The sequence below is a fragment of the Brachybacterium massiliense genome (assembly GCF_900184245.1).
Classification (GTDB): Bacteria; Actinomycetota; Actinomycetes; order Actinomycetales; family Dermabacteraceae; genus Brachybacterium; species Brachybacterium massiliense.
On record NZ_FXXB01000007.1, the window covers coordinates 539,983 to 564,702 of the forward strand.

General features: G+C 72.1%; 24 protein-coding genes. 9 read left to right on the top strand and 15 right to left on the bottom strand.

Going from position 1 to position 24,720, the window contains the following annotated elements; translation table 11 throughout:
* Nucleotides 1-78: 78 nt before the first annotated feature.
* The 3 genes from BN4251_RS09150 to BN4251_RS09160 all read right to left on the bottom strand — a co-directional run bounded on the left by BN4251_RS09150 (nt 79) and on the right by BN4251_RS09160 (nt 3,380).
* Nucleotides 79-1,386: an alpha/beta fold hydrolase gene (locus BN4251_RS09150; protein WP_087484785.1), complete on the bottom strand. Its 1,308-nt coding sequence runs from the start codon at nt 1,384-1,386 to the stop codon at nt 79-81.
* The gene (locus BN4251_RS09155) at nt 1,383-2,438 is read right to left on the bottom strand and encodes a LacI family DNA-binding transcriptional regulator (protein WP_087484786.1); all 1,056 of its coding nucleotides are present in this window, start codon (nt 2,436-2,438) and stop codon (nt 1,383-1,385) included. The genes BN4251_RS09150 and BN4251_RS09155 overlap by 4 nt, the downstream gene beginning before the upstream one ends.
* Nucleotides 2,439-2,636: 198 nt before the next feature.
* Complete coding sequence (locus BN4251_RS09160; RefSeq protein ID WP_087484787.1) at nt 2,637-3,380, bottom strand: GAP family protein; 744 nt, start codon at nt 3,378-3,380, stop codon at nt 2,637-2,639.
* A gap of 104 nt (nt 3,381-3,484) precedes the next feature.
* Between BN4251_RS09160 and BN4251_RS09165 the strand changes: the two genes are divergently transcribed.
* The 3 genes from BN4251_RS09165 (at nt 3,485) to BN4251_RS09175 (ending at nt 7,233) form a co-directional block, all read left to right on the top strand.
* Nucleotides 3,485-4,870, top strand: coding sequence for a sensor histidine kinase (locus BN4251_RS09165; protein WP_087484788.1), 1,386 nt, complete (start codon nt 3,485-3,487; stop codon nt 4,868-4,870).
* A complete protein-coding gene (locus BN4251_RS09170) occupies nt 4,803-5,507 on the top strand; it encodes a response regulator (RefSeq protein ID WP_087484789.1) in 705 nt (234 codons plus the stop codon). The genes BN4251_RS09165 and BN4251_RS09170 overlap by 68 nt, the downstream gene beginning before the upstream one ends.
* Before the next feature lie 238 nt (nt 5,508-5,745).
* Nucleotides 5,746-7,233 carry a DHA2 family efflux MFS transporter permease subunit gene (locus BN4251_RS09175; RefSeq protein WP_087484790.1) on the top strand — a complete coding sequence of 496 codons (1,488 nt, stop codon included), beginning with the start codon at nt 5,746-5,748 and terminating at the stop codon, nt 7,231-7,233.
* A gap of 19 nt (nt 7,234-7,252) precedes the next feature.
* On the opposite strand, the gene BN4251_RS09180 is transcribed toward BN4251_RS09175, so the two are convergent.
* The 7 genes from BN4251_RS09180 to BN4251_RS09210 form a co-directional block, all read right to left on the bottom strand.
* Nucleotides 7,253-8,245, bottom strand: a complete 993-nt coding sequence (locus BN4251_RS09180) for an ArsA family ATPase (RefSeq protein WP_087484791.1) — start codon at nt 8,243-8,245, stop codon at nt 7,253-7,255.
* Nucleotides 8,236-8,493, bottom strand: a complete 258-nt coding sequence (locus BN4251_RS09185) for a cory-CC-star protein (protein WP_087484978.1) — start codon at nt 8,491-8,493, stop codon at nt 8,236-8,238. The genes BN4251_RS09180 and BN4251_RS09185 overlap by 10 nt, the downstream gene beginning before the upstream one ends.
* 77 nt (nt 8,494-8,570) lie before the next feature.
* Entirely contained in the window at nt 8,571-10,280 is a 1,710-nt protein-coding gene (locus tag BN4251_RS09190; protein ID WP_087484792.1) for a carbon starvation CstA family protein, read from the bottom strand.
* A gap of 199 nt (nt 10,281-10,479) precedes the next feature.
* Complete coding sequence (locus BN4251_RS18475) at nt 10,480-11,862, bottom strand: DUF1990 domain-containing protein (RefSeq protein WP_087484793.1); 1,383 nt, start codon at nt 11,860-11,862, stop codon at nt 10,480-10,482.
* 60 nt (nt 11,863-11,922) lie between these two features.
* Nucleotides 11,923-12,561, bottom strand: coding sequence for a DUF5701 family protein (locus BN4251_RS09200; RefSeq protein ID WP_087484794.1), 639 nt, complete (start codon nt 12,559-12,561; stop codon nt 11,923-11,925).
* Nucleotides 12,562-12,648: 87 nt separating this feature from the next.
* On the bottom strand, nt 12,649-13,512 hold the full coding sequence (locus tag BN4251_RS09205) for an endonuclease/exonuclease/phosphatase family protein (protein ID WP_140398414.1): 864 nt from the start codon (nt 13,510-13,512) through the stop codon (nt 12,649-12,651).
* Entirely contained in the window at nt 13,509-14,564 is a 1,056-nt protein-coding gene (locus BN4251_RS09210) for a 3-deoxy-7-phosphoheptulonate synthase (RefSeq protein ID WP_087484795.1), read from the bottom strand. Before BN4251_RS09210 ends, BN4251_RS09205 begins: the two co-directional genes overlap by 4 nt.
* A gap of 358 nt (nt 14,565-14,922) precedes the next feature.
* On the opposite strand from BN4251_RS09210, the gene BN4251_RS09215 reads away from it, so the two are divergent.
* On the top strand, nt 14,923-16,866 hold the full coding sequence (locus BN4251_RS09215) for an aconitate hydratase (RefSeq protein ID WP_087484796.1): 1,944 nt from the start codon (nt 14,923-14,925) through the stop codon (nt 16,864-16,866).
* 106 nt (nt 16,867-16,972) lie between these two features.
* Nucleotides 16,973-17,185: a CsbD family protein gene (locus BN4251_RS09220; RefSeq protein WP_087484797.1), complete on the top strand. Its 213-nt coding sequence runs from the start codon at nt 16,973-16,975 to the stop codon at nt 17,183-17,185.
* Nucleotides 17,186-17,480: 295 nt separating this feature from the next.
* On the opposite strand, the gene thpD is transcribed toward BN4251_RS09220, so the two are convergent.
* Nucleotides 17,481-18,377 (bottom strand): ectoine hydroxylase, encoded by an 897-nt coding sequence (thpD, locus tag BN4251_RS09225; protein WP_087484798.1) that lies wholly within the window; start codon nt 18,375-18,377, stop codon nt 17,481-17,483.
* A gap of 282 nt (nt 18,378-18,659) precedes the next feature.
* On the opposite strand from thpD, the gene BN4251_RS09230 reads away from it, so the two are divergent.
* On the top strand, nt 18,660-19,082 hold the full coding sequence (locus BN4251_RS09230; protein ID WP_087484799.1) for a hypothetical protein: 423 nt from the start codon (nt 18,660-18,662) through the stop codon (nt 19,080-19,082).
* A gap of 75 nt (nt 19,083-19,157) precedes the next feature.
* The gene (locus tag BN4251_RS09235) at nt 19,158-19,661 is read left to right on the top strand and encodes a nucleoside deaminase (protein ID WP_087484800.1); all 504 of its coding nucleotides are present in this window, start codon (nt 19,158-19,160) and stop codon (nt 19,659-19,661) included.
* A gap of 12 nt (nt 19,662-19,673) precedes the next feature.
* Here BN4251_RS09235 and BN4251_RS09240 read toward each other — a convergent pair whose 3' ends face one another.
* Entirely contained in the window at nt 19,674-20,324 is a 651-nt protein-coding gene (locus BN4251_RS09240; protein WP_087484801.1) for a VOC family protein, read from the bottom strand.
* A gap of 189 nt (nt 20,325-20,513) precedes the next feature.
* Between BN4251_RS09240 and BN4251_RS09245 the strand changes: the two genes are divergently transcribed.
* Complete coding sequence (locus BN4251_RS09245) at nt 20,514-21,146, top strand: hypothetical protein (RefSeq protein ID WP_087484802.1); 633 nt, start codon at nt 20,514-20,516, stop codon at nt 21,144-21,146.
* Between the two features lie 70 nt (nt 21,147-21,216).
* Complete coding sequence (locus BN4251_RS09250; protein ID WP_087484803.1) at nt 21,217-21,462, top strand: hypothetical protein; 246 nt, start codon at nt 21,217-21,219, stop codon at nt 21,460-21,462.
* A gap of 19 nt (nt 21,463-21,481) precedes the next feature.
* On the opposite strand, the gene BN4251_RS09255 is transcribed toward BN4251_RS09250, so the two are convergent.
* From BN4251_RS09255 to BN4251_RS09265, 3 genes are read right to left on the bottom strand one after another with little or no spacing between them, the layout of a single operon-like run.
* The gene (locus BN4251_RS09255) at nt 21,482-22,948 is read right to left on the bottom strand and encodes an FGGY family carbohydrate kinase (protein ID WP_087484804.1); all 1,467 of its coding nucleotides are present in this window, start codon (nt 22,946-22,948) and stop codon (nt 21,482-21,484) included.
* 49 nt (nt 22,949-22,997) lie between these two features.
* The gene (locus tag BN4251_RS09260) at nt 22,998-23,564 is read right to left on the bottom strand and encodes a hypothetical protein (RefSeq protein ID WP_087484805.1); all 567 of its coding nucleotides are present in this window, start codon (nt 23,562-23,564) and stop codon (nt 22,998-23,000) included.
* Nucleotides 23,557-24,633 (bottom strand): helix-turn-helix domain-containing protein, encoded by a 1,077-nt coding sequence (locus tag BN4251_RS09265; protein ID WP_087484806.1) that lies wholly within the window; start codon nt 24,631-24,633, stop codon nt 23,557-23,559. The genes BN4251_RS09260 and BN4251_RS09265 overlap by 8 nt, the downstream gene beginning before the upstream one ends.
* Nucleotides 24,634-24,720 lie beyond the last annotated feature (87 nt).

The window sequence follows — 24,720 nt, forward strand, 5'->3', positions numbered from 1 at the left end:
GCGCCTCTCGTCGCGGTGGCGAGTCGAAAGGTGCCAGCTGAGTGGTACTTCTCGTCGCGTGGCTGGCGATGCGGCCGGTCAGGCGGCGCGGCGGCCGGTGGCGAGGTCGAGGAGGTGGTCGAGCACGCCCTCGCCGCTCGCGCGCAGGCCGTTGTGCTCATACTCGCTGGTGATCCACGTGCGCAGGCCGGGCAGCAGCTCGGCGGTGGCCAGGGAGTGCTCGCGCGGGACGTACACGTCGCCGAAGTAGATCGCGGCGGCGCCGGGGACCTGGCAGTCGCGCAGCACGTCGGCGTCGTAGAGCTGCGGCCACTCGTGCTCGGCCAGCAGGTCCGCCGCCTCCGCCCACATCTCGAGCTCGGGATCCTCGGCGAAGAGCTCGCGGTGCATGTGCTCGCCGCCCAGCAGGGTCGGGTCCGCGCGCACCTCGGCGGGCATCATCCGATCCGCGGACCAGCGGGTGGCGGTGCCGTCGGCCCAGCAGCTCTCATGGATCACGGCGTACAGCGGGTTGCGGCCGCCGAAGGGCAGCGCCGCGGCGAGGTCGTGGGCGAAGGCGGGGGATGCCGGGTCGAGGTCCAGCAGGTAGTGGAGGCGCTCCGCGCCCTGGGAGGCGCCGAGCAGATGCCCCAGGCGGCGCAGTCGCTCCACGCCCACCCGCTGCCCGTCCGGGAGGCGGAGGCGTCCGGCGTCGGCGGCGTCGGCGAGGCGGCGGAAGCGGTCGCGGTCGGCGGGGAAGCGCGACCAGTACTCCTCGGAGCGGGCGGCCATCGAGCGCCAGGTGGTGGCGTAGACGTCGTCCATCTGCGGGCCCACGGCGGGCAGACCGCCGGTGAACAGGGCCTTCTGGATCCCTCCGCAGGCGACGCTGAGGTAGCGCAGGGTGGTGAAGCCGCCGAAGGACTGCCCCAGCAGCGACCAGGTGCGCGCGCCGAGCAGCTCGCGCAGGATCTCGGCGTCGCGCACGATCGCGTCGGCCCGGAAGTGGGTGAGGTACTGGGCCTGCTGGGAGGGGGTGGCCTCGCGCAGGGTGGCGGCGCCGGGGATCGCGCCCTCGGGCAGCGCGGTGTCGGGGCCGACGGGGGTGGAGCGGCCGGTGCCGCGCTGGTCGAGCATCACCACGCGGTGCTCGCGCAGGGCGCGGGCGAGCCATCCCGGGGAGGAGTCCTCGAGCGGGCGGGGCGCCTCGGAGCCGGGGCCGCCCTGCAGGTAGACGAGGTAGGGCCGGTCCTCGCCGCCGGGGGCGGTGACGATCCGGGCGAACACCTCGATCCGGGCCGCGGTGGGGTTCGCGTGGTCCAGCGGGGCGTCGAAGGTGAGATCCCGCAGCTTCAGGCCGGGCAGGGTCCATGAGGTCGAGGAGGTCGAGGAGGTCGAGGAGGTCACGGTGCTCCTTCGTGATCGCGGGTGGTGGTGCCGGGGAAGAACTCCCAGTCGAAGGTGTGCAGCTCCCCGGGGCGGTCCTCGCGGTCGATCGCGCGCGCGATGATGATGCTCGACAGTCGCACGAACACGTCGTCCACGCCGTAGTAGCTGATGGGGCCGAAGAACTCTGTCTTCGCGGGGACGTCGCCGATGGCGATGAACTCGAGGTCCTCGGGCACCCGGATGCCGATCCGTTCTGCGGCGAGCTGGAGCGCGACCGCTTGATACCCCGTGAAGCAGATGACCGCCTCGGGTCGCTGCGGCCCGCTGAGCCATTCGACCGCGGCGAGATAGGTGTCGTGGCTGCCCTCGGGCACCACGTGCACGAGCTGTGCGGCAGGGCCGTCGCCGAGCTCCTCGGCCGCGTCGAGGAAGGCGCGGGTGCGCGAGTGCCCGAAGGTCCCCTCGGATCGGCGTTCGAGGTTCGGGGCGAGCAGCTGGACGCGCTCGTGGCGGGAGCGCAGGCGCTGGTAGGCCTGGCGGATCGCGCGGAAGGGCGTGGAGGAGACGACGTCGAAGTCCTCCGGCTCCATCTGGGCGCTGAACGCGACCAGCCCGCTGTGGGTCGAGGCGGCGAGGCGACGCACGAGGTCCGGGCCGTTCTCGACGAAGTCGACGCTGGTGACCAGCGCCGCATCGGTCGAGGCGCCGAGCAGGTACTCGAACCAGCGCTCGTCGGCCAGGACCAGGGTGGACAGGTCGTGCTCGAGGGCGTCGTCCCGCACCTGAGTGGTGAGCTGCACGCCCCAGGGGTCATCGAGGGTGCCCAGCGCGAGCACGATCCCGCCGCCGCGGCCGGTGCGCATGGCCTGGGCATGACGGTTGGGGACGTAGCCGAGCTCGGCGGCGGCGGCGCGCACCTTCACCTTGGTGGTCTCGGAGCCGGCGGAGCGGGAGCCGCCCCGCCCGGAGAGCACGAAGGAGGCGGTGGCCAGCGAGACCCCGGCGGTGCGGGCCACGTCGGCGAGGGTCACGGTGCCGCGGGCTGGCGAGGCGCGAGAATCGCGGGGCATGGCGGCGGACCTCCTGGGGCACACGACGAGGCGCAGCGCGGAGGGTCCGAGGTCCGGGTTCCCCTCCTCGGGACTCCCGTCGGGCCTCTCCGCCCCACGGGAGACCGTGCGGCATCCTCTGCGCCTGCTGGACGTTCCGGGCAGTCTATCGGGATCGAAGCGACTGCACGCGCCGTCCGAGCGGGCGGGGCCGGGTGCTCAGGATCCGCCGGTGAGCCAGGTCAGCGCCGGGCCGATGGTGTTCAGTGCGAGGATCGCGCCGATGATGCCGACGGTCCAGGAGAAGGCGCCCGCGGCGTGCTTGACCGCCCACTGGTGCACACGCTCCAGGAGGTCGTCAGCCCGTCGGCCCAGCAGCAGGCGCACCAGGCTCAGCAGCGCGCCGGGCGCGATCATCACCGCGCAGTAGCCCACCAGGATCAGGGCGCCGCGGCCCAGCCCCACGCCCATCTCGGCGATGATCCCCATCGCGGCGAGGTACGGGATCATCGACGCCGCCTCGATCAGGCCCGCGAGCAGCGCGAGAGAGATCAGCACGGCGGGACGGCCGGAGGCGCGGCGGGCGCGGCCGGTCCACTTGCGGGCGGAGGCCTCGGGGGCCCCGCCGCGCTTCGCGACGGATTTCGGGTCCAGGCGGAAGGACCAGATCACCAGCAGCACGCCGAGCACCGCGAGCACCAGCATCACCGAAGGTGAGGTGAGCAGATGCCCGTAGGACTCGATCAGCGGCAGCAGCCCGGCCAGCAGCGCGATGCCCAGCAGCAGGTAGAACACCCCGATCACGGCCAGGAACAGCAGGGTGCGGCCGGCGACGCGACGGGCCCCGCCCTCCCCCACCACCAGCAGGATCACCGGGATCACCAGCGTGCCCATCGAGGTCGAGTCCACCAGGGCGAGCACCAGCAGACCCAGCGGGCCGGCGACATCCATCAGCGATTCCATGGGATCCATCCTGGCTGCGGGGCCCGCCGTGGGGCTTCCTCCCTTGGGAGGAGACCGGGGCCGGCCGGCCGACGGGCAGGGCGGTGCCGCGTAGTCTTTCGGACATGCCCACCACGCCGACGTCGGCCGATCTCGAGGAGCCCGTGCCCCCGCCGCTGGAGCGGCGGGATGCGCTGGTCCCGGCCGGGTACGCGGCGCTCGCACTGGTGCTGGCCTTCTCCGGCCTCCGCAACTCCGGCCTCCTCGCCGACGGTCGGGCCTGGCCGCTGTGGGTCTCGGTGACGCTGATGCTGATCGGCTGTGTGAGCCTCATCTGGCGTCGGCGCCGGCCCGCGATCACGCTCGCGGTGGCCGGACCGCTGGGCCTTGCGGAGATCATCGCAGGCGGGCAGATCTTCGCCTACGTCCTGCTGTTCGAGGCGGTGTTCGAGCCGGTGATGCACGGCAGCCGCCGCCTCGCCCAACTCACCACGCGCCTTGCGATCGGTCTGACGCCGGTGGGGATGCTCGCGGCGCTGCTCGCGGGGATGCCCGTGCAGGTGATCTTCCTGATCGCGGTGATCGCGGCACTGACGGTGATGACCCCGCTGCTGTGGGGCTGGGAGGTGCGCCATCATCGCGGGGCCCGTCAGGCGGCCGAGCATCTGGCCGGTCTCGAGCACGAGCTCGCCCGCACGCGCGCCGCCCATGCGGTGGAGACCGAGCGGCGCAGCATCGCCCATGACCTGCACGACGTGATCGCGGGGCATCTCAGCGCCGTCTCGCTGCACACCACCCTCGCCTCCTCCCTCGAGGATCCCCAGGCGCGCGACCGCTCCCTGCACACCGCGCGGGATTCCGCCCATGCGGCGCTGCGGGACCTGCGCTCGATGATCGGGGTGCTCTCGACCGAGCAGCCCGGCGCTCTGCCGGAGGTGACCCTGGACTGGCCCTCCCTCAGCACGCGACTGCGCGACCGCGACCCGCAGGCGCAGGTGCGTATCGATCCAGCCGTCACCGACCCCGCCCTGGTGGAGCCCTCGGTGCAGGCGGCGCTGCTGCGGATCGGGGCGGAGGCCGTCACCAACGCGGTGCGCCACGGCCGGGCGCCGATCCGCCTCAGCGTGGAGCTCCGCGACGAGGAGGTGCACCTCGAGCTGGTGAACCGGTGCGCCGCCGCGCCCGCGCCGGCGGGCGGGACGGAGCACGGCGGGGTGGGGCGCGGGGCGATCTCGCACCGGGCCACCGCCGTGGGCGGCGCCGCGCACAGCGGGCCGATGCCGCCCCCCGCGCAGGAGGACTGGCAGGTCCTCGCCCGCCTGCCCACCCACACCGCCGCCTCCGGCGTGGCAGATGCCCCAGCCCAGCCCGTGCCGTCCCCTCCCCCGGCGTGGCAGATGCCCCAGCCCAGCCCGTGCCGTCCCCTCCCCAGGAGTCCTCCCGATGAGCGTCCCCTCTCCCGCCGAGAGCCCCGCGCCGCAGTCCCCGATCCGGGTGGTGGTGGCCGATGATCATCCCGCCGTGCGCTCGGGCCTGGTGGCGCTGCTCAGCTCCGCGCCGGACATCACCGTGGTCGCCGAGACGGCCGACGGCGAGGCCGCGGTCGCGGCCGCGCGCGAGCACCGCCCCGACGTGGTGCTCACCGACGTGCGCATGCCCGGCGCGACCGGTATCGAGATCACCCCCAGGCTGCGGGAGACCGGTGCGAACGTGCTGGTGATTTCCGGTTTCGATCTCGATGACTTCGTGCTGGGCGCGCTCGCGGCGGGGGCCGACGGCTACCTCGTCAAGACCGAGGAGCCGCAGCGGATCCTCGCCGCCGTGCGAGATGTGCATCGCGGCGACGCGGTGCTCTCCGCGGCCGCGACCCGGGCCGTGGTGGGGGCGCTGCGCGGGCGAGGGGAGCCGGCGGCGCAGTCCGCACACGAGGTGCGGGCGCCTGCGCCCGTCGGCCCCGCGCCGACCTTCACCCAGCGCGAGGAGGACGTGCTCGCACTGGTCGCGCAGGGGCTGACCAATCAGCAGATCGCCCGCCAGCTGTTCGTCGAGATCACCACGGTGAAGTCCCACCTGTCCAATGCGCTGGCGAAGCTGCAGCTGGACTCGCGGGTCCAGGCCGCGCTGTGGTGGCAGCAGCACCGCGGCTGAGCTGGAGGCTCCAGGCCCGGCCCGGCCATCAGAGATCGGGTCGGGGCGCAAGGGAATGTGCCCCGCGCAGGGCGCGTTGCTTATCACCATGACGAAATGCGGTCCTCGTGAAAGGATCACCGCGGCCGCTGACGGTGTTCTCCGGCCCGCCGGAGGGTGACCCGTCCGCCCCGCTCCCCCAGCACGACACCGGGTCCCGGCCCTCCGGTCCCCCGAAGGAAGAAAGCCTCCCCTCTCCATGAGCACGAGCACGCCCACCCCCACCGGAGAAATGCCCGCGGTCGCCGCGGCCGGTGACTCCTCCCCCTCGTCCGTGAAGGTCGCCCCGATCATCGCGGTGCTGGTGGTCTCCGCCTTCGTGATGATCCTCAACGAGACCCTGCTGTCGGTCGCGCTGCCCACGTTGATGGCGGATCTGTCGATCACCGCGGTCACCGCGCAGTGGCTCTCGACCGGCTTCATGCTGACGATGGCCGTGGTCATCCCCACCACAGGCTTCCTCATGAAGCGGCTCTCGGCCCGTCAGGTGTTCCTCGTGGCGATGGGCCTGTTCCTGGCCGGCACCGTGGTGGCGATGGTCGCGCCCACCTTCCCCGTGCTGCTGGGCGCGCGCGTGGTCCAGGCCGCGGGCACCGCGATGGTGCTGCCGCTGCTGATGACCACCATCCTCGCGCTCGTGGCGCTGCGCTCCCGCGGCCTGGTGATGGGCCTGGTGGGTGTGGTGATCTCGGCCGCGCCGGCGCTGGGGCCCTCGATCTCGGGCTTCATCCTCGAGCACGGCACCTGGCACCACCTGTTCGCGCTGATGCTGCCGATCATCGTGGTCGCGCTGATCATCGGGCTGCTGTTCATGCGCAACTACGCCGAGCCGGAGCGGGTGCGACTCGACGTGCTCTCCGTGATCCTCTCCGCGATCGGCTTCGGCGGCGCGATCTACGCGCTCGCCTCGATCAGCCAGATCGTCTCCGGCACCGATCGCCTGATGCCGCTGCTCGCGGCCGGGATCGGGCTGGTCTCGCTCACGCTCTTCACGCTGCGCCAGGTGCGGATGCTCTCGCGCGGCCAGGAGCCGCTGCTGGATCTGCGCCCGCTGAAGGTGCGCACCTACACCGTCTCGCTGCTGGTGATCCTGATGGGCTTCGCGACGATGCTCGGCACCGTGGTGGCGCTGCCGCTGTACATGACCGGCTCGCTCGGGATGGGCACCCTCGAGATCGGGCTGACGATGCTGCCCGGCGCCGCGGCCTCGGGCCTGCTGGGCCCGGTGGTGGGCTCGCTGTACGACCGCTTCGGGCCCCGCCCGATCGTGGTGCCCGGTGCGGCGCTGATGGCGCTGGTGTGCTGGCTCGAGGTGCTGCTGCTGGACGAGCACGCCACCCAGGGCCTGATCATCGCGCTGAACATCCCGCTCGGCATCGGCATGGCGATGGTGATGACCCCGCTGCTGACCCTCTCCCTGGGGGCGCTGCCGCGCTCGCTGTACGGTCACGGCTCGGCGATCCTCAACACCCTCCAGCAGCTCGCCGGTGCACTCGGCACCGCGGTGTTCATCGCGCTGCTCACCCTCGGCGCGGCCGTCGCCGCGGAGGCCGGGGCGCCTGCCGAGATCGCTCAGGCCAGCGGTGCGAGCTGGGCCTTCGTGTTCGGCGGCGTGGTCACCACGGCCGCGATCGTGCTCGCCTGCACGCTCAAGCAGAACCCGGTCGAGGTGGAGCCGGCCGCCTGAGGGACGGCTGGCCCGCACCTCACAGCAACCGCGCGAACTGCTCGAGCGCGGCGGCGCCCACCACGTCCTGCTCCCCCAGCGGGATCTGCTGCAGGGGCACGCGGGGCAGGGCGGTGCGAAGGCTCGCCAGATGCTCCTCCTCCATCGCGCGGCGGCGTTCGAGGAACTCCCCGCGCCCTGCCGGGGAGCGCTTGTTGACCACCAGCGCGCCGACGTCCACGCCGGTGCGGGTGAGCTCCTCGTGCAGCTCGATCGTCTCGAGCACCGGCAGCCGCTCCGCGGCGAGCACGATCGCGAAGGAGGAGAGGGCGGGGTCGGTGAGCACCTCGCGCAGGGAGGCGAGGCGGTCGCGCCGGCGCAGCAGGATCGAGCGGATCTCCTCGTCGCGCTCCTCGAGCGGGTCGCGCGGGGCGGTGCTGCCCAGCAGGGTCTGACCGCGGTCGCGCTCGCGGCCGGTCTCCAGGCCGCGCATCGCCGCGCCGAGCTTCTGGGACTTCTCGCGCCGCCGCAGCAGCCCGTCGGTCCAGGCGGTCATCACCTCCGGCAGCGCCATCAGGCGGGCGGTGTGCCCGGAGGGGGCGGTGTCGAAGACGACCAGGTCGTGCTCGCGCATCCCCTCCTCGACCAGCTCGGTGATCCGCTCGAGCACCGCCGCCTCGTGGGTGCCCGGGGAGCAGCGGGAGAGGTCCATGTGCTTGTCCACCTCGCCCGCGAGGCTGCCCGGCATCAGACGCTTCAGGGTGCGGCCGACGTCCGCGAGGTGGCGGTCGGTGGTGGCGTCGGGGTCGATCTCGAGGCCCTGCAGGTTCTCGGCCAGGCGCGTCGGCCGATCCCCGATCCGCCGCCCCCACAGGTGGCCGAGGTTGTGGGCGGGGTCGGTGGAGACCACCAGGGCGCGCCTGCCCTGCCGGGAGGCGGCGAGCGCGAGCGCGGAGGCGACGGTCGTCTTGCCCACCCCGCCCTTGCCGCCCAGGAACAGCACACGGCGCTCGACGGCGAGGCTCAGCAGCATCGGTACTCCTCCAGCGGCGAGCGCTCCATGCCCATCCGGCGATGCCAGTCGTGGAAGCTGTCGTAGAGCACGGGCAGCAGCTCGGCGGTGTAGTACGCGGCGGGGTTGGGCACGCCCAGCATCTCGCTCATCACGAGCATCCGGAACAGGTCGTCCTCGTCCCGCTGGGCGCGGGCGAAGGTGCGCCGGTAGGGGGCGACGTAGAACTCGTGCAGTCCGTCGCTGAGCGCGCGCCAGCGCTCACGCAGCGTGGGTCGGTCGCGCTCCGCCCCGTCGACGGGCCTGTCCGGCGGCCCGCCGACGGGAGTGTGCGGGGACCGGGAGGTCACTCGCGGGTACCTCCGGCGCCGACGGAGTCCAGCTCGTCCTCCCCGTCGGACTCCGGGGCGCCGGTGCGTGCCCGGTTCAGCGCGATCGCGGATTCGACGATCACCCAGATCGCGGCGACCACGATGATCGCGTCGAGGATCAGCAGCAGCCAGTTGCCGTCGCGGTAGAAGGTGCCCAGCTGGATCAGGGCCGCGTACACGCTGACCACCAGCACGAACAGCAGCGGGATCACGATCGGCAGCACGGGGCGGCGCTTGCGCATCAGCATCACCGCGAGGATCGACAGGGTCAGGCCCGCGAGGATCTGGTTGGTGGTGCCGAACAGCGGCCAGATGACCATGCCGCCGGCGCCGTCGGCGCCGGCGCTGAAGGCGAGGCCCAGGCACACCGCCAGCACGACCACGGTGGCGACCGCGGTGCCGAGCTTGATGCCCACCACCTGACCGATCTCCTGGACCACGAAGCGCTGCAGGCGCACGCCGGTGTCCATCGTGGTGGCCGCGAAGAGCACCGCCATGGTCGCCAGGATCGTGGCGGACAGCGAGGTGGGGATGCCCAGGCCTGCGTTGAGGATCGCGCCGCCGCCGTCGACGAACGCCGCCACACCGCCCTCGTTGAATGCGGTGTACACCGCCTCCCAGTCGGCGAGGGTGCGGAAGCCGGCAGTGGTGGCGATGATCGCGCCGAGCGCGAGCAGGCCCTCGCCCACTGCGCCGAAGTAGCCGACGAACCGGGCGTCGGTCTCCTTGTCGAGCTGCTTGGAGGAAGTGCCGGAGGAGACGATCCCGTGGAAGCCGGAGATCGCCCCGCAGGCGATGGTGACGAACAGCAGCGGCATGATGCCGGGGGTGCCGTCGGGGACGTTGTCGTTCAGGGCGGGGGCGACCACCTCGGGCCGGAAGATCAGCACCGCGCCGTAGAGCAGGCCCAGGCCGATGAACAGCTGCAGGCCGTTGATGTAGTCGCGCGGCTGCAGCAGCACCCACACCGGCAGCACCGAGGCGACCGCGGCGTAGACGAACAGCACCACGATCCAGAACGCGCCGGCGGACAGGCCCAGCACCGTCTCCGGCAGCACGACCGGGAAGCGGTCCCCGAGCAGGATCAGCCCGTACAGCGCGACCACGCCGATCACGGAGACGATCGGCAGGTTCCACTTGAGTCGGTAGATCGCCTGGCCGATCAGCACGGCGACCACGAGCGCGCCCCAGGTGGGGATCACGGCGGTGGGGGTGGAGACCAGCAGCCCTGAGATGACCACCGCGAAGGCGGCGTTGACCATGAGCAGCAGCAGGAAGATGACCACCAGGAACAGGCGGCTTCCGCGCTTGCCGATGTAGCGGGCCGAGAGGGTGCCGATGGACTGGCCGCGGTTGCGCACCGAGGCCCACAGGGCGCCCAGGTCGTGCATGCCGGCGAAGAAGACGGTGCCGAGGGTGACCCAGAGGAAGGCGGGCAGCCAGCCCCAGATCACCGCGACCGCGGGGCCCACGATCGGGGCGGCGCCGGCGACGGAGGTGAAGTGGTGGCCCCACAGCACGAGCTTGTTGGTGGGGACGTAGTCGACGCCGTCCTGCAGCTCATGGGCGGGGGTGCGGAAGGAGGCGCTGAGCTTGTAGACGCGCCGGCCGAGGAAGCGGCTGTAGAGCAGATAGCCGGCGACCATCATGGCCACGCCGACCACGGCGAGGATCAGGGAGTTCATGAGGGCCCTTCGTGACGTGGGTGGGGAACGGTCCACGGCGCAGGCCACGAGCGGGGCCGACGGGGCCCTGGGCCCCGCAGGTCACCTTTCGCGTCCTCATCGCGCGCGATGTGGGTCACAGTAGCCGATCAGATCTCGGTGAGGTGCGACGCTCGCCGAGGACGTCATGCTCCCCGCTGCGGTCACGCGCGCTCTCGGCTCAGGCGGGCGGCGGCGCGGACAGGGCGCGAAGGTAGCGGCGGGTGACCATCTCCTGGACCAGCCGGGTGATCGGCGCTCCGAGCCGCGCGTACCAGGTGGCGGACTTCGAGACCACGTCGAGGTGGAAGCGCACCAGCCCGGCCGCGGTGCGGGTGAGCGTGAACTGCTCGATCCCGGACTCGGGGTGCCCGGGCAGGGTGGCATAGGCGAAACCCGCGCGGTCCGGCTCCTCGATCGTCCATGCGACGCGGCACGGGGCGGTGATCCGCAGCGGCCCCAGACCCACCCCGAGCCGCACCTCGGTCCCCTCCCGCAACGGGGTGTGGGCCGCACGGACCTGCAGACCTGCCCTGCGGTGCACCGTCCAGGTGCGAAGCGCGGAGGCGGCGCGCTCGAAGTCCATGCCGGTGACCACGGCGCTGCGGTGATCCCTGCGGTACCCGGCCGGCGGGTGCTCGAGGGCGTCGAGCGGCACGGTGATCTCCTGCTCGAGCTGGGGGAGCCGGACGTAGGTCGTCGCGACTCCCGAGTGACGGGACCGCAGGCGATCGAACCATGCCGTCGCCCCGCGCCCCTCGCGCAGCATCTCCTCCGCCCAGGCGGAATCATCCTGGTCGATCGCCGGGCTCAGCGGGCGCGGCACCCATCCGTCGGCCCAGGGCTGCGCGGTGAGCGTCAGCGAGAGGTCCGTCCCCTCCTCGCCACTGCCTCCGCTCGCGCCGAAGGAGGTGCGGCGGCTGGTCCAACCGGGGCTCAGCTGCGTCTCGAAGGAGCCGTCGACGATCGAGAGGATCGTGCGGTCGAGGTGCTCGAGCAGGTCGCGGGAGCCGGAGTCGCAGGCATCGCAGCCGCAGTCCGGGAACGGCTCCACCTCGAGGGCCGGCTCGCCGACGCCGAGCACCAGGCCAGGAAGGACGGCGTCGGTGCGGGCGATGTCGACGTCTGCGCCGACCGTTGCATCGTCCGCGGCGGTGCGGGCGAGGATCAGCACCAGCGCTCCCGGCCTGCGCGGGTGCAGCACGGTGGTGCGGTGGAGCCGGAGACGCGGCGGGGCCGCCCAGCGCAGGCCCGAGCGCAGATCGCCGGTCTCGACGTCGCTGCACGCGGCCCAGCCGCGGGCGGTGAGCACCTGCACCCAGGCCTCGGCGCGGGTCCACAGGATCCGGTACTTGCCCGGGTCCAGGCAGCGGCTGTACTCCTCCTCGCGGCTGTCACGGAGCTCGCCGTCGGCCCCGAGATGCGGATCCTCCCAGCCGGGGGTGTGCGCGCCGGTGCGCGTGAAGGCGTCCTCCACGTCGGCGAGCAGCTGCACCAGTTCGTCCGAGAAGGGCGGTGCGGCATCGGCGTGCTCGCTCTCCCACCAGGCGGGGGTCGGGGTCATGGGAGGACAGTAGCCGGGGACCGTGCGGGCCGACGAGGGATTTCGCGCCCGCGGGCCGGCTCAGCCGCCGCTGCGGCGCGCGGCCGAGGCGATGCCGAGCCAGGTGTGGCGGTTGCCCCACCAGCACCAGCCGAGCTTCGGGGCGTCCTTGCGGTCCTTCCCGTCGCGGCCGGTGCCGTTGCTGATCCACAGCGCCGGGGTGCGAGCGTCGAGCCTGCCGCCAGGCTTGGTCAGGCGGGAGCCGATGGTCATGAAGCAGCTCCCGCGCTCGAGGATCTCCGGCTGCTGGAGCACCCAGTGCAGGCCCTCGGTGAGCAGCAGCGGGGAGCGGCCGCGGGAGGTGAGCACCGGCAGCGCCTCCTCGGGGGTCCAGTTGCTGAGGTCATCGCCGCGCTCGAGCCCCTCGACGAGGTAGAGCGGGTCCCCGCCGAGCGTGATGCCGGCGGGGGTGAAGCGGTCCACGTCCGTCATGTCCTCGACCACGAAGCCGGGCTTCTCCCCGCGCCGCAGGAGCGGGGCGAGAGCCGAGGCGGGCACGAGGGCGGGATCGAGGGCGAGCAGCGCGTCGGTGCGGTCGGCGCCGTGCTGGGCGGCAGCCTCGTGCAGCTGCGCTGCGGTGAGTCCGGCGAGGGTGTGGACGCCGAGATCGATCAGGCGCTGGGCCTGGGCGGCGAGGGTGGGCAGAGCGGTGGCGGTGATGGGAGCTCCCGGGGCGCGACGACGAAGGGGACAGTGCTCAACGGCGCGCGCGGCCGCGGTATTCCCTCGCCGTTCCTTCCCGCCCTCTCAGCGCAGCGCGACTCGGGCCTGGACCGCGGCGTGGTCGGAGGGGAAGCGACCGCGGCTGTCGGCGCCGGGGTTGATCGCGGCCTCGAGCACGGTGAACTCCTCGGTGGCCAGCACCCAGTCGATCCGCTCCCCACCCTCGACGGGCTCGCGATAGTTCGGGAAGGTGCCCCAGGCCGGGGTGAGCCGCTGCTGCGCCGCATCCCAGGTGTCGCGGAACGGCCCGCCGGTCACCAGCGCGGTATAGGCGCCCGAGCTGTGCGCCGGGGAGTTGAAGTCACCGGTGACCAGGGTGGGCAGGCCTTTCAGCGCGCTGCTGCCGAGCAGGTCGATCAGCGCCTGCGCGCTCCGCACCCGGGCGGGCTCGGACTCGTGGTCGAGGTGGGTGGTGATCATCGCCAGCTCCCGGCCCGTGGCGAGGTCCTCCATCCGCGCCCACACCACGATGCGGGTGATCCGGTTCCCCCACGAGGTGGAGCCGATCAGCTGCGGGGTGTCCGAGAGCCAGAACTGATCCCACTGCCTGATCCGCAGCCGCGAGGGGTCATACAGCAGCGCGGAGTGCTCCCCGGCGCTGCCGCCCTCGCGCCCGTAGCCGATCATCGAGTGCCCGGGCAGCGCCTCGCGCAGCGCATCCAGCTGCCCGAACAGGGCCTCCTGGACGCCGAGCAGGGTGGGCTGCTCGCGGGCGAGCAGGTCGATCATCAGCGGCCGACGCTCCGGCCAGTGGTCCGGCTCCCCCACCGCGGTGGCAGAGGAGTTGTCGTAGCGCAGGTTGAAGGTCATCACGTGCAGGTGGTCCTGCCGGGCGGGACCGATCAGCGGGTGTCGGTCCTGGTAGCCGGTGCGGGGCGCGGTGCTCATGCGCGCCCCGGGATGGCCTGGCGGCGGCGTCGCGCGCCCCCGGCGAGCGCTCGCAGCACTCCCTCGGTGGCCTCCCAGTCCATGCACTTGTCGGTCACGGACTGGCCGCGCAGCAGGCCGGCGGGCCCCTCGTCGACGTCGAGCTTCTGGGCGCCGCCGATCAGGTTGGACTCGAGCATCACCCCGGCCACGGCCGCGCCGTCCACCGCGATCTGGTCCGCGAGCATGGTGGCCACCTCAGCCTGGCGCAGGTGGTCCTTGTCGCTGTTGCCGTGGCTGGCGTCGATCACCAGGCGCGCAGGGAGGCTCTGCGCGCTGAGCCGCTCGGCCGCGGCGCGCACAGGGCCGGGCCCCCAGTTCGGGCCGTCGGTGCCGCCGCGCAGGATCAGGTGGGCGTCGGGGTTGCCGGTGGTCGCGACCAGGTTCGCGCGCCCATCGCCGCCGATGCCGAGGAAGGACTGCGGGGCCGACGCCGCCTGCACCGCATCCAGCGCGACCTGCACGTTGCCGTCGGTGCCGTTCTTGAAGCCGATCGGCATCGACAGCCCGGAGGCGAGCTGGCGGTGGATCTGGGATTCGGTGGTGCGGGCGCCGATCGCGCCCCACGAGATGAGATCCGCGATGTACTGCGGGCTGATCGGCTCGAGGAACTCGGTGGCGCAGGGCAGGCCGAGCGCGGTGACCTCGCGCAGGAAGGCCCGGGCGCGGTGCAGACCGGTGGCGATGTCGTGGGAGCCGTCCAGGTGCGGGTCGTTGATCAGGCCCTTCCAGCCCACCGTGGTGCGCGGCTTCTCGAAGTAGGTGCGCATCACCACCAGCAGCTCCTCCCTCAGCTCGGACTGGAGCATCGCGAGGCGGCGGGCGTAGTCCAGCCCCGCCTCCGGATCGTGGATGGAGCAGGGGCCCACGACCACCAGCAGCCGCGGGTCGCTGCCGCGCAGCGTGGCGCGCACCTGCTCGCGGAAGCCGGCGATCTGCGCGGCGTGCTCCGGGGAGAGGGCGAGATCGACGAGCAGCTCGGCGGGGGTGGGCAGCGGGGTGTAGCTCGCGATGTGGCGCTCCGGTGGGTGCTGCGGCGAGGAGTGTCATGAGGGTTCCTGTCCTGGTGAGGGGCGGACCCGATGCTCAGAGCCCGCCGGGAAATGGCGAAGGGCAGAGCGTGTGCTCTGCCCTTGTCGGCTCTGGAGGGTTGGTGGCGCTATACGGCGGCCGGCCCCTCCGGAGCCGACATCGCATAGGTAAACCAACGGTTCTGCATGCGGCGAGAGTACACGGATCCCTGAGGTGCGCAACCCTCATCCCGAGGAGCGGGCGGCAGGGCAATGGTCTTCGCGGGCGAGCGGGCCTACGGTGGGAGCAGGCCCGCCGCCGGGCCTCGCCGGCGGCACGCCCACCGAGGAGGACAGTGCCATGCCCCGCAACGTCGCCCAGAAGCTCATCGCCGATCATCTCGTGGAGGGATCGCTCGAACCCGGTGCCGAGATCGGCCTGCGAGTCGACCAGACCCTCACCCAGGACGCCACCGGCACGATGGTGATGCTGGAGCTGGAGGCGCTGGGCCTGGACCGGATCCGCACCGAGCTGTCGGTCCAGTACGTCGACCACAACCTGCTGCAGACCGATGAGAAGAACCCCGACGACCACCTGTTCCTGCAGTCGGCGGCAGAGCGCTTCGGGCTGTGGTTCTCCAAGGCCGGCAACGGCGTCTCCCACCCCGTCCATCAGGCGCACTTCGGCCGCCCGGGCGCGCTGCTGATCGGCTCGGACTCCCACACCTGCGCTGCCGGTGCGCTGGGGATGCTGGCGATCGGCGTGGGCGGGCTCGAGGTCGCGATGGCGATGGCCGGGCAGCCGCTGTACGTGACGGTGCCGCAGATCTGGGGTGTGGAGCTGACGGGCACGCTGCCGGACTGGGTCAGCGCGAAGGACGTCGTGCTGGAGATGCTGCGTCGTCACGGCGTCAGCGGCGGCGTGGGACGCATCATCGAGTACCACGGCGAGGGCCTCGCGCAGCTCGACGCGATGGACCGGCACGTCATCGCGAACATGGGTGCCGAGCTGGGGGCCACCGCCACGGTCTTCCCGGCCGACGACGCCGCCCGTGCCTACCTCGGTGCCGTCGGCCGCGGCGACCAGTTCGAGCGCTGGGAGGCCGACGAGGGCGCGACCTACGATCTCACCGAGCACATCGAGCTCTCGGACCTCGTCCCGCTGATCGCACGGCCCTCCTCCCCCGGCAACGTCGTGCCGGTCGCCGAGGTGACCGGAGAGGACGTGAACCAGGTGGTCATCGGCTCCTCCGCGAACCCGGGGCTGCGCGACTTCGCCGTGATCGCCGAGATCCTCGAAGGCCGCCAGGCGCATCCGCGGGTCTCCGTGGACGTCAATCCCTCCTCGCGCGAGGTGCTCGCGGACCTGATCTCCGGCGGCTGGCTGGGGGCGCTCGTCGGCGCCGGCGCACGCATCCACCAGTACGGCTGCATGGGCTGCATCGGGATGGGGCAGGCCCCGGCGAGCGGCCGCAACTCGCTGCGCACGATGCCGCGCAACTTCCCCGGCCGCTCCGGCACCGAGGAGGACGCGGTGTGGCTGTGCTCCCCCGAGACCGCCGCGGCCGCCGCCCTGACCGGGAGGATCACCGACCCGCGCACCCTCGAGGACAGCCATGACATGGCATACCCGCGGCCCACCCTGCCGGAGCGGTACGCGCAGATCGACGAGATGCTGATCCCCCCGCTGCCTGAGGCGGAGGCGCGGGACATCGAGCTGGTCAAGGGGCCGAACATCTCCTCCCTGCCGGACTTCACCCCGATCGCGGACCGCCTGGCGCTGCCCGTGCTGCTGGTGATGGGCGACGACATCTCGACCGACGAGATCCTGCCCGCCGGCTCGCAGGTGCTCCCCTTCCGCTCCAACATCCCCCGGATCGCCGATTTCGCCTTCTCCCGGATCGACGAGAGCTACCCCGAGCGCGCCCGCGGCACCGAGGGCGGGCACGTGGTGGTGGCCGGGAGGAACTATGGCCAGGGCTCCTCGCGCGAGCATGCGGTGATCGCCCCGCGCCACCTGGGCCTGCAGGCGGTGATCGCGGTGAGCTTCGCGCGGATCCACTGGCAGAACCTCGCGAACTTCGGGATCGTGCCGCTCGAGTTCGAGGACCCCGCCGACCTCGCGCAGATCTGCGTGGGGGACGAGGTGGTGCTCGAGGCGGTGCACGGGGCTCTGCGGGCCGGCGGCTCGCTGAGCGCACGGATCGGCGACCGCGAGGTGCCGCTGAGGCACCGGCTCTCGCAGCGCCAGGTGGACATGGTCCTCGCCGGCGGGCGGATCCCTCTCACGGCGCAGGCGGTGTGAACGGGCCGCTCAGCCCGACCAGGAGGTCGGCGGATCACGGCGCCGCCGTCCTAGACTCGCCCCACCGCACGCGACCCGTGCGGACCCTCGTCACAGGAGGTATTCGATGAGCACCGACGAGAAGTTCGAGAACGCGAAGGACAAGCTGGGCGGCCAGGCCAAGGAGGGCCTCGGCAAGGTCACCGGCAACAAGCAGACCGAGGCCGAGGGCCAGACCCAGCAGGGGAAGGCCGAGGCCAAGGACAAGCTCCAGGACGCCCGTGACTCCGTCAAGGGCGCCGCCGAGGGCATGTTCGGCGACAAGGACAAGCGCGGCTGATCCGCGCCGGGCGCCCCGGACGGCGCCAGCACCCACCCGATGGCGGCTCCTGACCAGGGGCCGCCATCGGCATGAGCGGGGTATGTGTATTGCCTGGCGCTGGGCCTGCTGGTGCCGGTGTACCTGGACTGCGAGGGGGTCGAGGAGTCCCGGATCAGCCAGGTAGGGGCGACGGCACGCTGTGCACCCCGACCGGTGCCGGGGCCGGGGGCAGCCGACGGGGAGCAGGGGCCCGGGCCGAGCCCACCAGCAGCTGAACCGTGGTGGGCTCGGCCAGGGGATCCAGCCCTGCGCCTCAGCGCAGCGGCGTCGCGTCCTGGTGGGCGATGTGGTCCGGGCGCGGGGCGGAGGCTGCGAAGGGCTTCTGCAGCGTGTTCTCGACGCTGTTGAACACCATGAAGATGTTCGAGCGCGGGAACGGGGTGATGTTGTTGCCCGAGCCGTGCATGATGTTCGCGTCGAACCAGAGCGCGGACCCGGCCGGGCCGGTGAACTGGTCGATCCCGTGGCGATGGGCCATCTGGGTGATGACCTCCTCGGAGGGGACGCCCACCTTCTGCTCCTTCAGCGAGGAGCGGTAGTTGTCCTCCGGGGTCTCACCGAGGCTCGGCACGAAGGTGCGGTGCGAGCCGGGCATGACCATCAGCCCGCCGTTGTACGGATAGTTCGGCGTCAGGGCGAGCGAGCAGCTGACGGCGCGGGGCGCGGGCATGCCGTCCTCGGCATGCCAGGTCTCGAAGTCCGAGTGCCAGTAGAAGCCGGCGCCCTTGAACCCGGGCATGTAGTTGATGCGGGTCTGGTGGAGGTAGACGTCCGAGCCGAGCAGCTGGCGTGCCCGCTCGAGCAGGCGGGGGTCCCGGGAGAGGTCATCGATCAGCTCGCTGAGGTGCTGGACGGCGAAGATCGAGCGCACCTCGCCGGAGCCCTTCTCGGTGATCACGCGCTCGTCGCCGCGCAGCGTCTCGTCGGTGGTCAGTCGCTCCAGCTCGCGGCTGTAGGTCTCGATCTCGCCGCCGGTGAGGGTGCCGGGCAGGATGCTGAAGCCTCGCTCGTCGTGGGCGCGCAGCTCCTCGGCGTCGAAGGGTCCGTCGGCTGCGGTGCCCCACACGGTGGGGTGCACGCGCTCGGTCGGTGCGGCCGCCTCGGTGAGGCGGGTGGGGTAGAGATCATCGGTCACGGTCGCCGTGGGCATGGTGTCCTTTCTCGATCGGTCTCCGGTACAGGCATGCCCGCGACCGCAGCACGACCGAGGACATGCCTGGAGCCCGGCTCTGCGGCCCGGCTCCTGCGTTCAACCGTACCCGCGAAGCGGTGTCGGTGCGAGTGTTGTTCCTGGTCGTCGACGCGCGCACCTGCGAAGACCGCTCCGCCGACCGTTCGAAAGGTGCGGCGCGAAGCGCTCTCCCCCGTCCTGTCCTGTGCTCTCGACCTCGCGCAGGTTCCTGGGGGCACCGCGTGCTGGTAGACCAGGGGGATGGCTTTCGCACGTCGTCTCCGTCCCGCTCTCGCTCTGCCGCTGCTCGCGCTCACGTTCGCCGCGTGCTCGGGTCCTGCCGAGGAGACCGCTCCCGAGGACGCACCGACGGTGGGGACGCTCGCGATCACGCTGGACGGTGAAACCACCGAGTTCACTCCGGAGGTGGTGCGCTGCGAGGGCGAGCCCGGCGCGCTCGCTCACCTCGAGCTGCGCGAGAGCGAGGACGGGTTCCCGCTGGTCGAGGTGGTCCCGGACGAGTTCGCGATGGTGAAGCTGGTCGCGGAGGGTGGGCCGGAGAAGAACGAGCGCGGCACCGACGGCATCACCGCGCGGGATGCCGCAGTGACCTTCGCCGATGCGGAGATCGGAGACGCGGTGGTCAGCGGCACGGTCGACTGCCCGACCGGCTCCGAGGGCTGATCTGCTCCGGGGTCGGCGCTGTGCGGTGTGCCCGGCGCTGACCATAAGCGCGGCCGGGTGTGATGAGGTGGCCGCATGACGACCTCGCTGACAGCCACCGACCGTGCACACCTCGCCCGCTGCGTAGACCTCGCCCGGGAGGCGCTCGAGGACGGGGACGAGCCCTTCGGCTCGCTGCTCGTCGGCGCCGACGGGACCGAGCTGTTCGCGGACCGCAACCGGGTCTCCGGCGGGGATGCCACCCAGCATCCCGAGTTCGCGATCGCCCGCTGGGCGGCGATGCACCTCTCGCCGCAGGAGCGGGCCCGGGCGACGGTCTACACCTCCGGGGAGCACTGCCCGATGTGCGCGGCCGCGCACGCCTGGGTGGGGCTGGGCCGGATCGTCTATGCCAGCAGCAGCGCGCAGCTGAGCAGCTGGCTCGCGCAGTGGGGCCTTCCGGCAGGGCCGGTCGCGCCGCTGCCGATCCAGACCATCGCCCCCGGCATCGAGGTGGCGGGCCCCGACGACGAGCTCAGCGCGCAGGTGCGGGCGCTGCAGGCCCGGGCGCGCGGGATCGACTCCGCACAGTCGCGCTGACGGGTCGCGCCCTCAGATCTCGATCTCGCGCCCGTCCTCGGTGGCGACGGTGAGCACGAAGCGGGAGCCGCGGCCCTCGCGGATCTCGGCGACGCCGTCCCCGAGCCCCAGGGCGTCCAGCTGCTCCTGCTGCCGGGCGGGGTCCACCTCGATGCGCTCGAAGGAGACCAGCTCGAGCGAGGGCAGCCCGCCCAGGCCCGGATGGTCGGTGGTGCCCCAGTCGATGAGGAAGGGCACGGCGTAGTTGCGCGGGGCCTGCGCCTGGGTGAGGCGCCAGGCCAGCTCGGTGCCGTCCGGGGCGCGGCGGGAGAGGTCCTGGACGTCGCCGGGGTCGAAGCCTGCGGCGCGGGCGCGCTCGACGACCTGGTCGATGCCCTCGGGGTGCACGGCGTAGGTGATCAGCGTGGGCTTCTTCAGCCGGTTGATGGAGAAGGTCTTCGGCAGCTCCTCCCCCTCCCGCTTGGGGTCGGGGCCGATCAGCTCGAGGTAGTGCGGGCGGGGCTGGCCGTTCACGGTCAGGGCCACCAGCGCGTTCGCGGTGCCGGAGGGGTGCGAGCCGCCGGGTGCGGCGGTGATGCCGGTCAGCTCGCGGAACCACTCCACGGTCTCGGCGAGGTCGGGGCCGGCGATGACGATGTGGTCGAGCAGGCGGGGGATGCTCATGGGCGCTCCTTCGAACGGTGCGGGTCTCGGGGTCGCCGAGGAGAGGCAGGGGCGGGACGGCGGTGGCGCGTTCCCGGGGATCTCGCACCTTATCCCGGATGGCGGTGCGCTGATCTCGGCGGCGGGCTCGATCGTCTGAGGCACGTGCCACCCTGGTCACGGTCCAGCACCCCATCGACGGAGAGCACCGTGAGCTCTGCACCGGAGATCGACGCCCTCATCCCCGACTATGTCCTCGACCTGGCCACGAAGGATCTCGACTACCTCGACGAGCACGGCTGGGTGCCATGGGCCTGGAGTGTCCTCGCCGGCGCCGGTGAGGTCACGGCGCGGATCGATGAGGACGCGGAGGATTACCCCTCCCACCTGCTCTCCCTCGCCGGCCTGGGGCACCTGTTCGCGCTGTTCCGTGAAGTGCTGGACGACGGCGACGCCTCGGCGGAGCCCGCCCTCGAGCTCGTCGGCCCGGTGCGCCCGCTCCTCACGGAGATCGAGATCGGCCGGTACGGCGAACGGCACGGGATCTGGGACCGGCAGGATCCCGAGACCGCCGACGGGCTGGTCCGTGAGGCCACGTCGGCACGCGCCGAGGAGCTGCGCGGCCGCCTGGTCGAGATCGTCGGCGAGGCTCGCCTGTTCACCTCGCTCGCGATCACGCGCCTGCCCGAGCTCGCAGGCGGCGACGAGACCTCCGGATGGCAGGGCGGGCCGGTGTCCGAGGCAGCAATCGACGCCTTCGTCATCGATGCCGTGAACGGGGATCCGAGCAGCTCGGCCACGCGTGCCTACGCGTGGCTCAGCGGCGACCTCGACCTCGGGTGAAACCGCCGGGCCGGCGAACGCATCGGGGCCCTCTGCGGCGCGAGCACTTGCGCCCACCTATGGTCGGGCCATGGAGATCATCCCTGGACAGGGCATCCCTCAGGTTCCGCTCGGTGCCGACCGTCAGGCGGTGCACGCCGCGCTCGGCGTCCCGTCCGTGGTGTCCGGGCAGAACGAGCACCACAACGAGCCCGAGGGGTTCTCGGTGTGGTCGATGGGGTCGCTGATGATCGAGGACATCGACCAGCCCGGTGATGCGGACGAGGTGGTCGAGGGAGTCTCGATCGCGGCGGCGGGGTACTTCGAGGACATGTGAGGGACGCAGCGCCGCCGGCTCAGCCCGCGAGCTGCGCCACCACGTCATACAACTGCCGGTGCCGTGCCCGCAGCGCGGCATAGGCCGACGCGGCCGACGGATCCGGTACGACCACGTCCCCGCCCTGCGCGCTGAGCGGGGCGATGCGGTGCCCCAGCCCTAGCGTCTCGGCGCCGGCGAGCGCGGCGCCGAGCAGGGTCGCGTCCGTGCCGTCGGCCCGGAGCACGGGGCGGCCGGTGACGTCGGCGAGGATCTGCCGCCAGGGCAGCGAGTCCGCTCCCCCGCCGACGACGGGCAGCACGCGGCCTGCATCGGCCGGAACGAGCGCATGGGACAGCGCGAGGGCGACGCCTTCGAGGGTCGCGGCGTAGAGATCTGCCGGGGTGGTGGAGGCGTGGAGGCCGAGGACGGCGCCGCGGAGATGCTCGTCCCGCACGGGGAAGCGTTCCCCTCCCAGCGAGGGCAGCACGAGCAGGCCCGTCGGCCCGCGCCCGTGCCGCTGTGCGCGCTCGGTGAGCAGCTCGTCGGCGGCGTCGGCGGAGGCGCCTGCGAGGTAGGCGTCACGGGCCCAGGCGGCGGCCGCTCCGGCGGCGAGCAGCGCGGAGATCCGCAGCTCGGCGCCGCCGCCGAGGGCGAGGCGGTGGGAGGCGCCGTCGAGGGTCGTGTGCTGCGGGGCGGGGCGGATGCTGGCGATCCAGCCGCTGGTGCCGAGGGAGGCGTGGTCCTGGCCGGTCCCGATTCCGGTGATCCCGAGGGCGGCGGCGCCCGCGTCACCGGGGGCGAGCACGATGGGGATCCCGGCGGGCAGGCCGAGCAGCTCGCGGGCGGAGTCGCCGGTGCGGCCCACGATCTCGCCCACCTCGCGGGTCAGGTGCGGCAGCAGCGATTCGTCGATCCCGGCGGCGCGGGCGATCGCCGGTGACCAGTCGCGGGTGCGGGAATCGAGCAGGCCGGTGGTCGAGGCGGTGGTGAGGTCGCAGTGCAGCCCGGCACCGAGCACATAGGCAAGGTGACCGGCAGGGCCGAAGACGATGCCGCGCAGGGCCATGGTCGCATCGGGATCGGTGCGGGCCAGGCGGCGGAACATCGCGGCGCAGCTGCTGGCGTCCTGCAGGTTCCCGGCGAGCGCGTCCCAGTCCTGCCCGTCGGCGGCGAGCGCGGCGCGGATCTCGCCGACCTCGGCGCCGGCGCGCAGGTCGGTGTAGAGCACGGCGGGGTGCGCGGGGCCGTGCACGCGCTCGAGGATCAGGTCCTGCATCTGCCCGGTGAGGCAGAGCGCGGCGATCTGCGCGTCGGCGGGCAGCACGCCCGCGATCGCGGTGCGGGCGGCGCTGATCCAGTCGCCCGGATTCTGCTCGGCGCCGCCGTCCGGGGTGTGCCGGGTGGGGTATCCGGCGCTCGCACCGGCGAGGGTGCAGCCCTCGAGGTCGATCAGCGCGGCTTTCGCGGAGGTGGTGCCGAGGTCGAGGGCGAGGAGGACGGGCATGAGATCAGGGTAGGCGGGGCGGTCTCACACCTGCCGCCCTGCGGGCCTCCTACCGGTCGCGGAACCAGGTGAGCATTCGGTTCCGCGTTGCGACATCTCGAGGCGGGTGGCCCCCTGCATCGATGAACGCCTGCCACAGCCGGAGGGCGTCATCGTCATTGACGTCTCCCCTTCGATGCGCCAGCTTCAACAGCCGCCACGTCCCTACGGAACGAATCGGAGTGGCCCATCGCCGGGCGTCGCCATCATCGGTCACGAGCACTGCATCGAGTCGCCGCTGATGGATGATCGCGATGGTCTCCGCTTCGCCCCAGTGCTCATCAGGGTGGTCTCCCGGCGACGCCATCAAGGTGCGCAGCTGGCGGATCGGCAGGTGCTCAGCGGTCTCGGGCACGATCGGGGTGCCCAGGAGCCCGTCGGCGGCGGTGACGAGCCCCGGCAGCTGCAGTCGCCCCTCCTGGCGCTCACATTCGCGGCGGATCGTGGCAGTCCATCTCACCTTGGTTCCGAACAGTGAGCCGAGCACCGGAATCATGCCCGGCCGATGAAAGTTGATCAGGACTGCGGTGTCATGGAAGAACAGCGGGGCATCTCGGGTCACGATCCGCTCACCCAAGGAGCTTGTCGAGGTCAGTGTCGTCGAGCTCCTCGGCGGGTGCCGGCTCGTCGACCTCCAACGCATCGGCGGAGACCTCGAGCATCCATGCGAGAGTTCCCTTCCCGATCGCTCCAGCGGCGATCTGCTCGAGATGCGCGGCCTTGAGCCATGACGGGAACCTTCGCTCTCCGGCCTCGGTCATCCGCTGGGTGATCGGATCGCCGTACCGTGCTCCGGTCCAGTGCCGCCGCAGCAGCTTCTGGGTGCTGAGGAGCACCGCGTCAGCGACCGGCGGCGACATCACGAGTCCCAAGGCGTTCGCCCGTCGACGCAGCGCCTCCGTGGAGATTCCTCGCTCCCACACGAGTTCGGCGAGCTCGGGCAGTCCCAGGTCCTGCCATGCGACTGAGTGCATGAACTCCGAAGGGAGCAGCAGCTCGGCGGCGAAGTTGTTCGCGGCCGCCTCGCGCTCCTCGTATCCGGGTGCACCCTTGAGCACTCCGTGGTGCCCCAGCGAGAGGTGTGCGAGTTCGTGTGCCAGGCTCCAGTTCTCGTAGAACCAGTTCCCTGTCCCCGGGATCACGATGACCGGACGCTCCTCCACCAGGAACGAATAGGCCGTGCTGAGGTCGTTGAGTCGTACCACGTCGACATCGATCTCCGCGAGCCGATCGACGAACGGCCGCACGAAGTCAGACCGCAGAAGCGCCCGCGCCCCTTCCACGTCGCGGTGGAGCTGCCGGGCTGCCGGAACCTTCCCTGCCTGCGCGTAGGCGAGGCGAATGTTCTCCAGGAGAACCCGATCTCCGGAGGCGCCGTCGAGCCGTCGCTCCCCTGTCTCATGGTCATACTGGTGCCGGGCCGAGAGCACGAGGCGGTGAGGATCCGGCTCCCCTGTGACCAGTTCGTGCATGTCCGCGTCAAGCTCTCGTGAGATCTGCGCGAGCTCCACCGCAGCAAGGCCCCGTTGCCCGCTGAGCACTCTGGACAGCGCGTCGGGAGTCATCCCCACGCGCTCCGCGAGCTGCTTCTGAGTCATGGACACGGCCCGCATCGCAGCACGGATCCGCTCACCGATGGAGTTCATCCATTCAGCGTACTCGGATATTAGGATTTTCCCAATCGCCAAGTTGTGCAACGCACTCAGCGCCGGCTCAAGCCCAGGGCATGACGC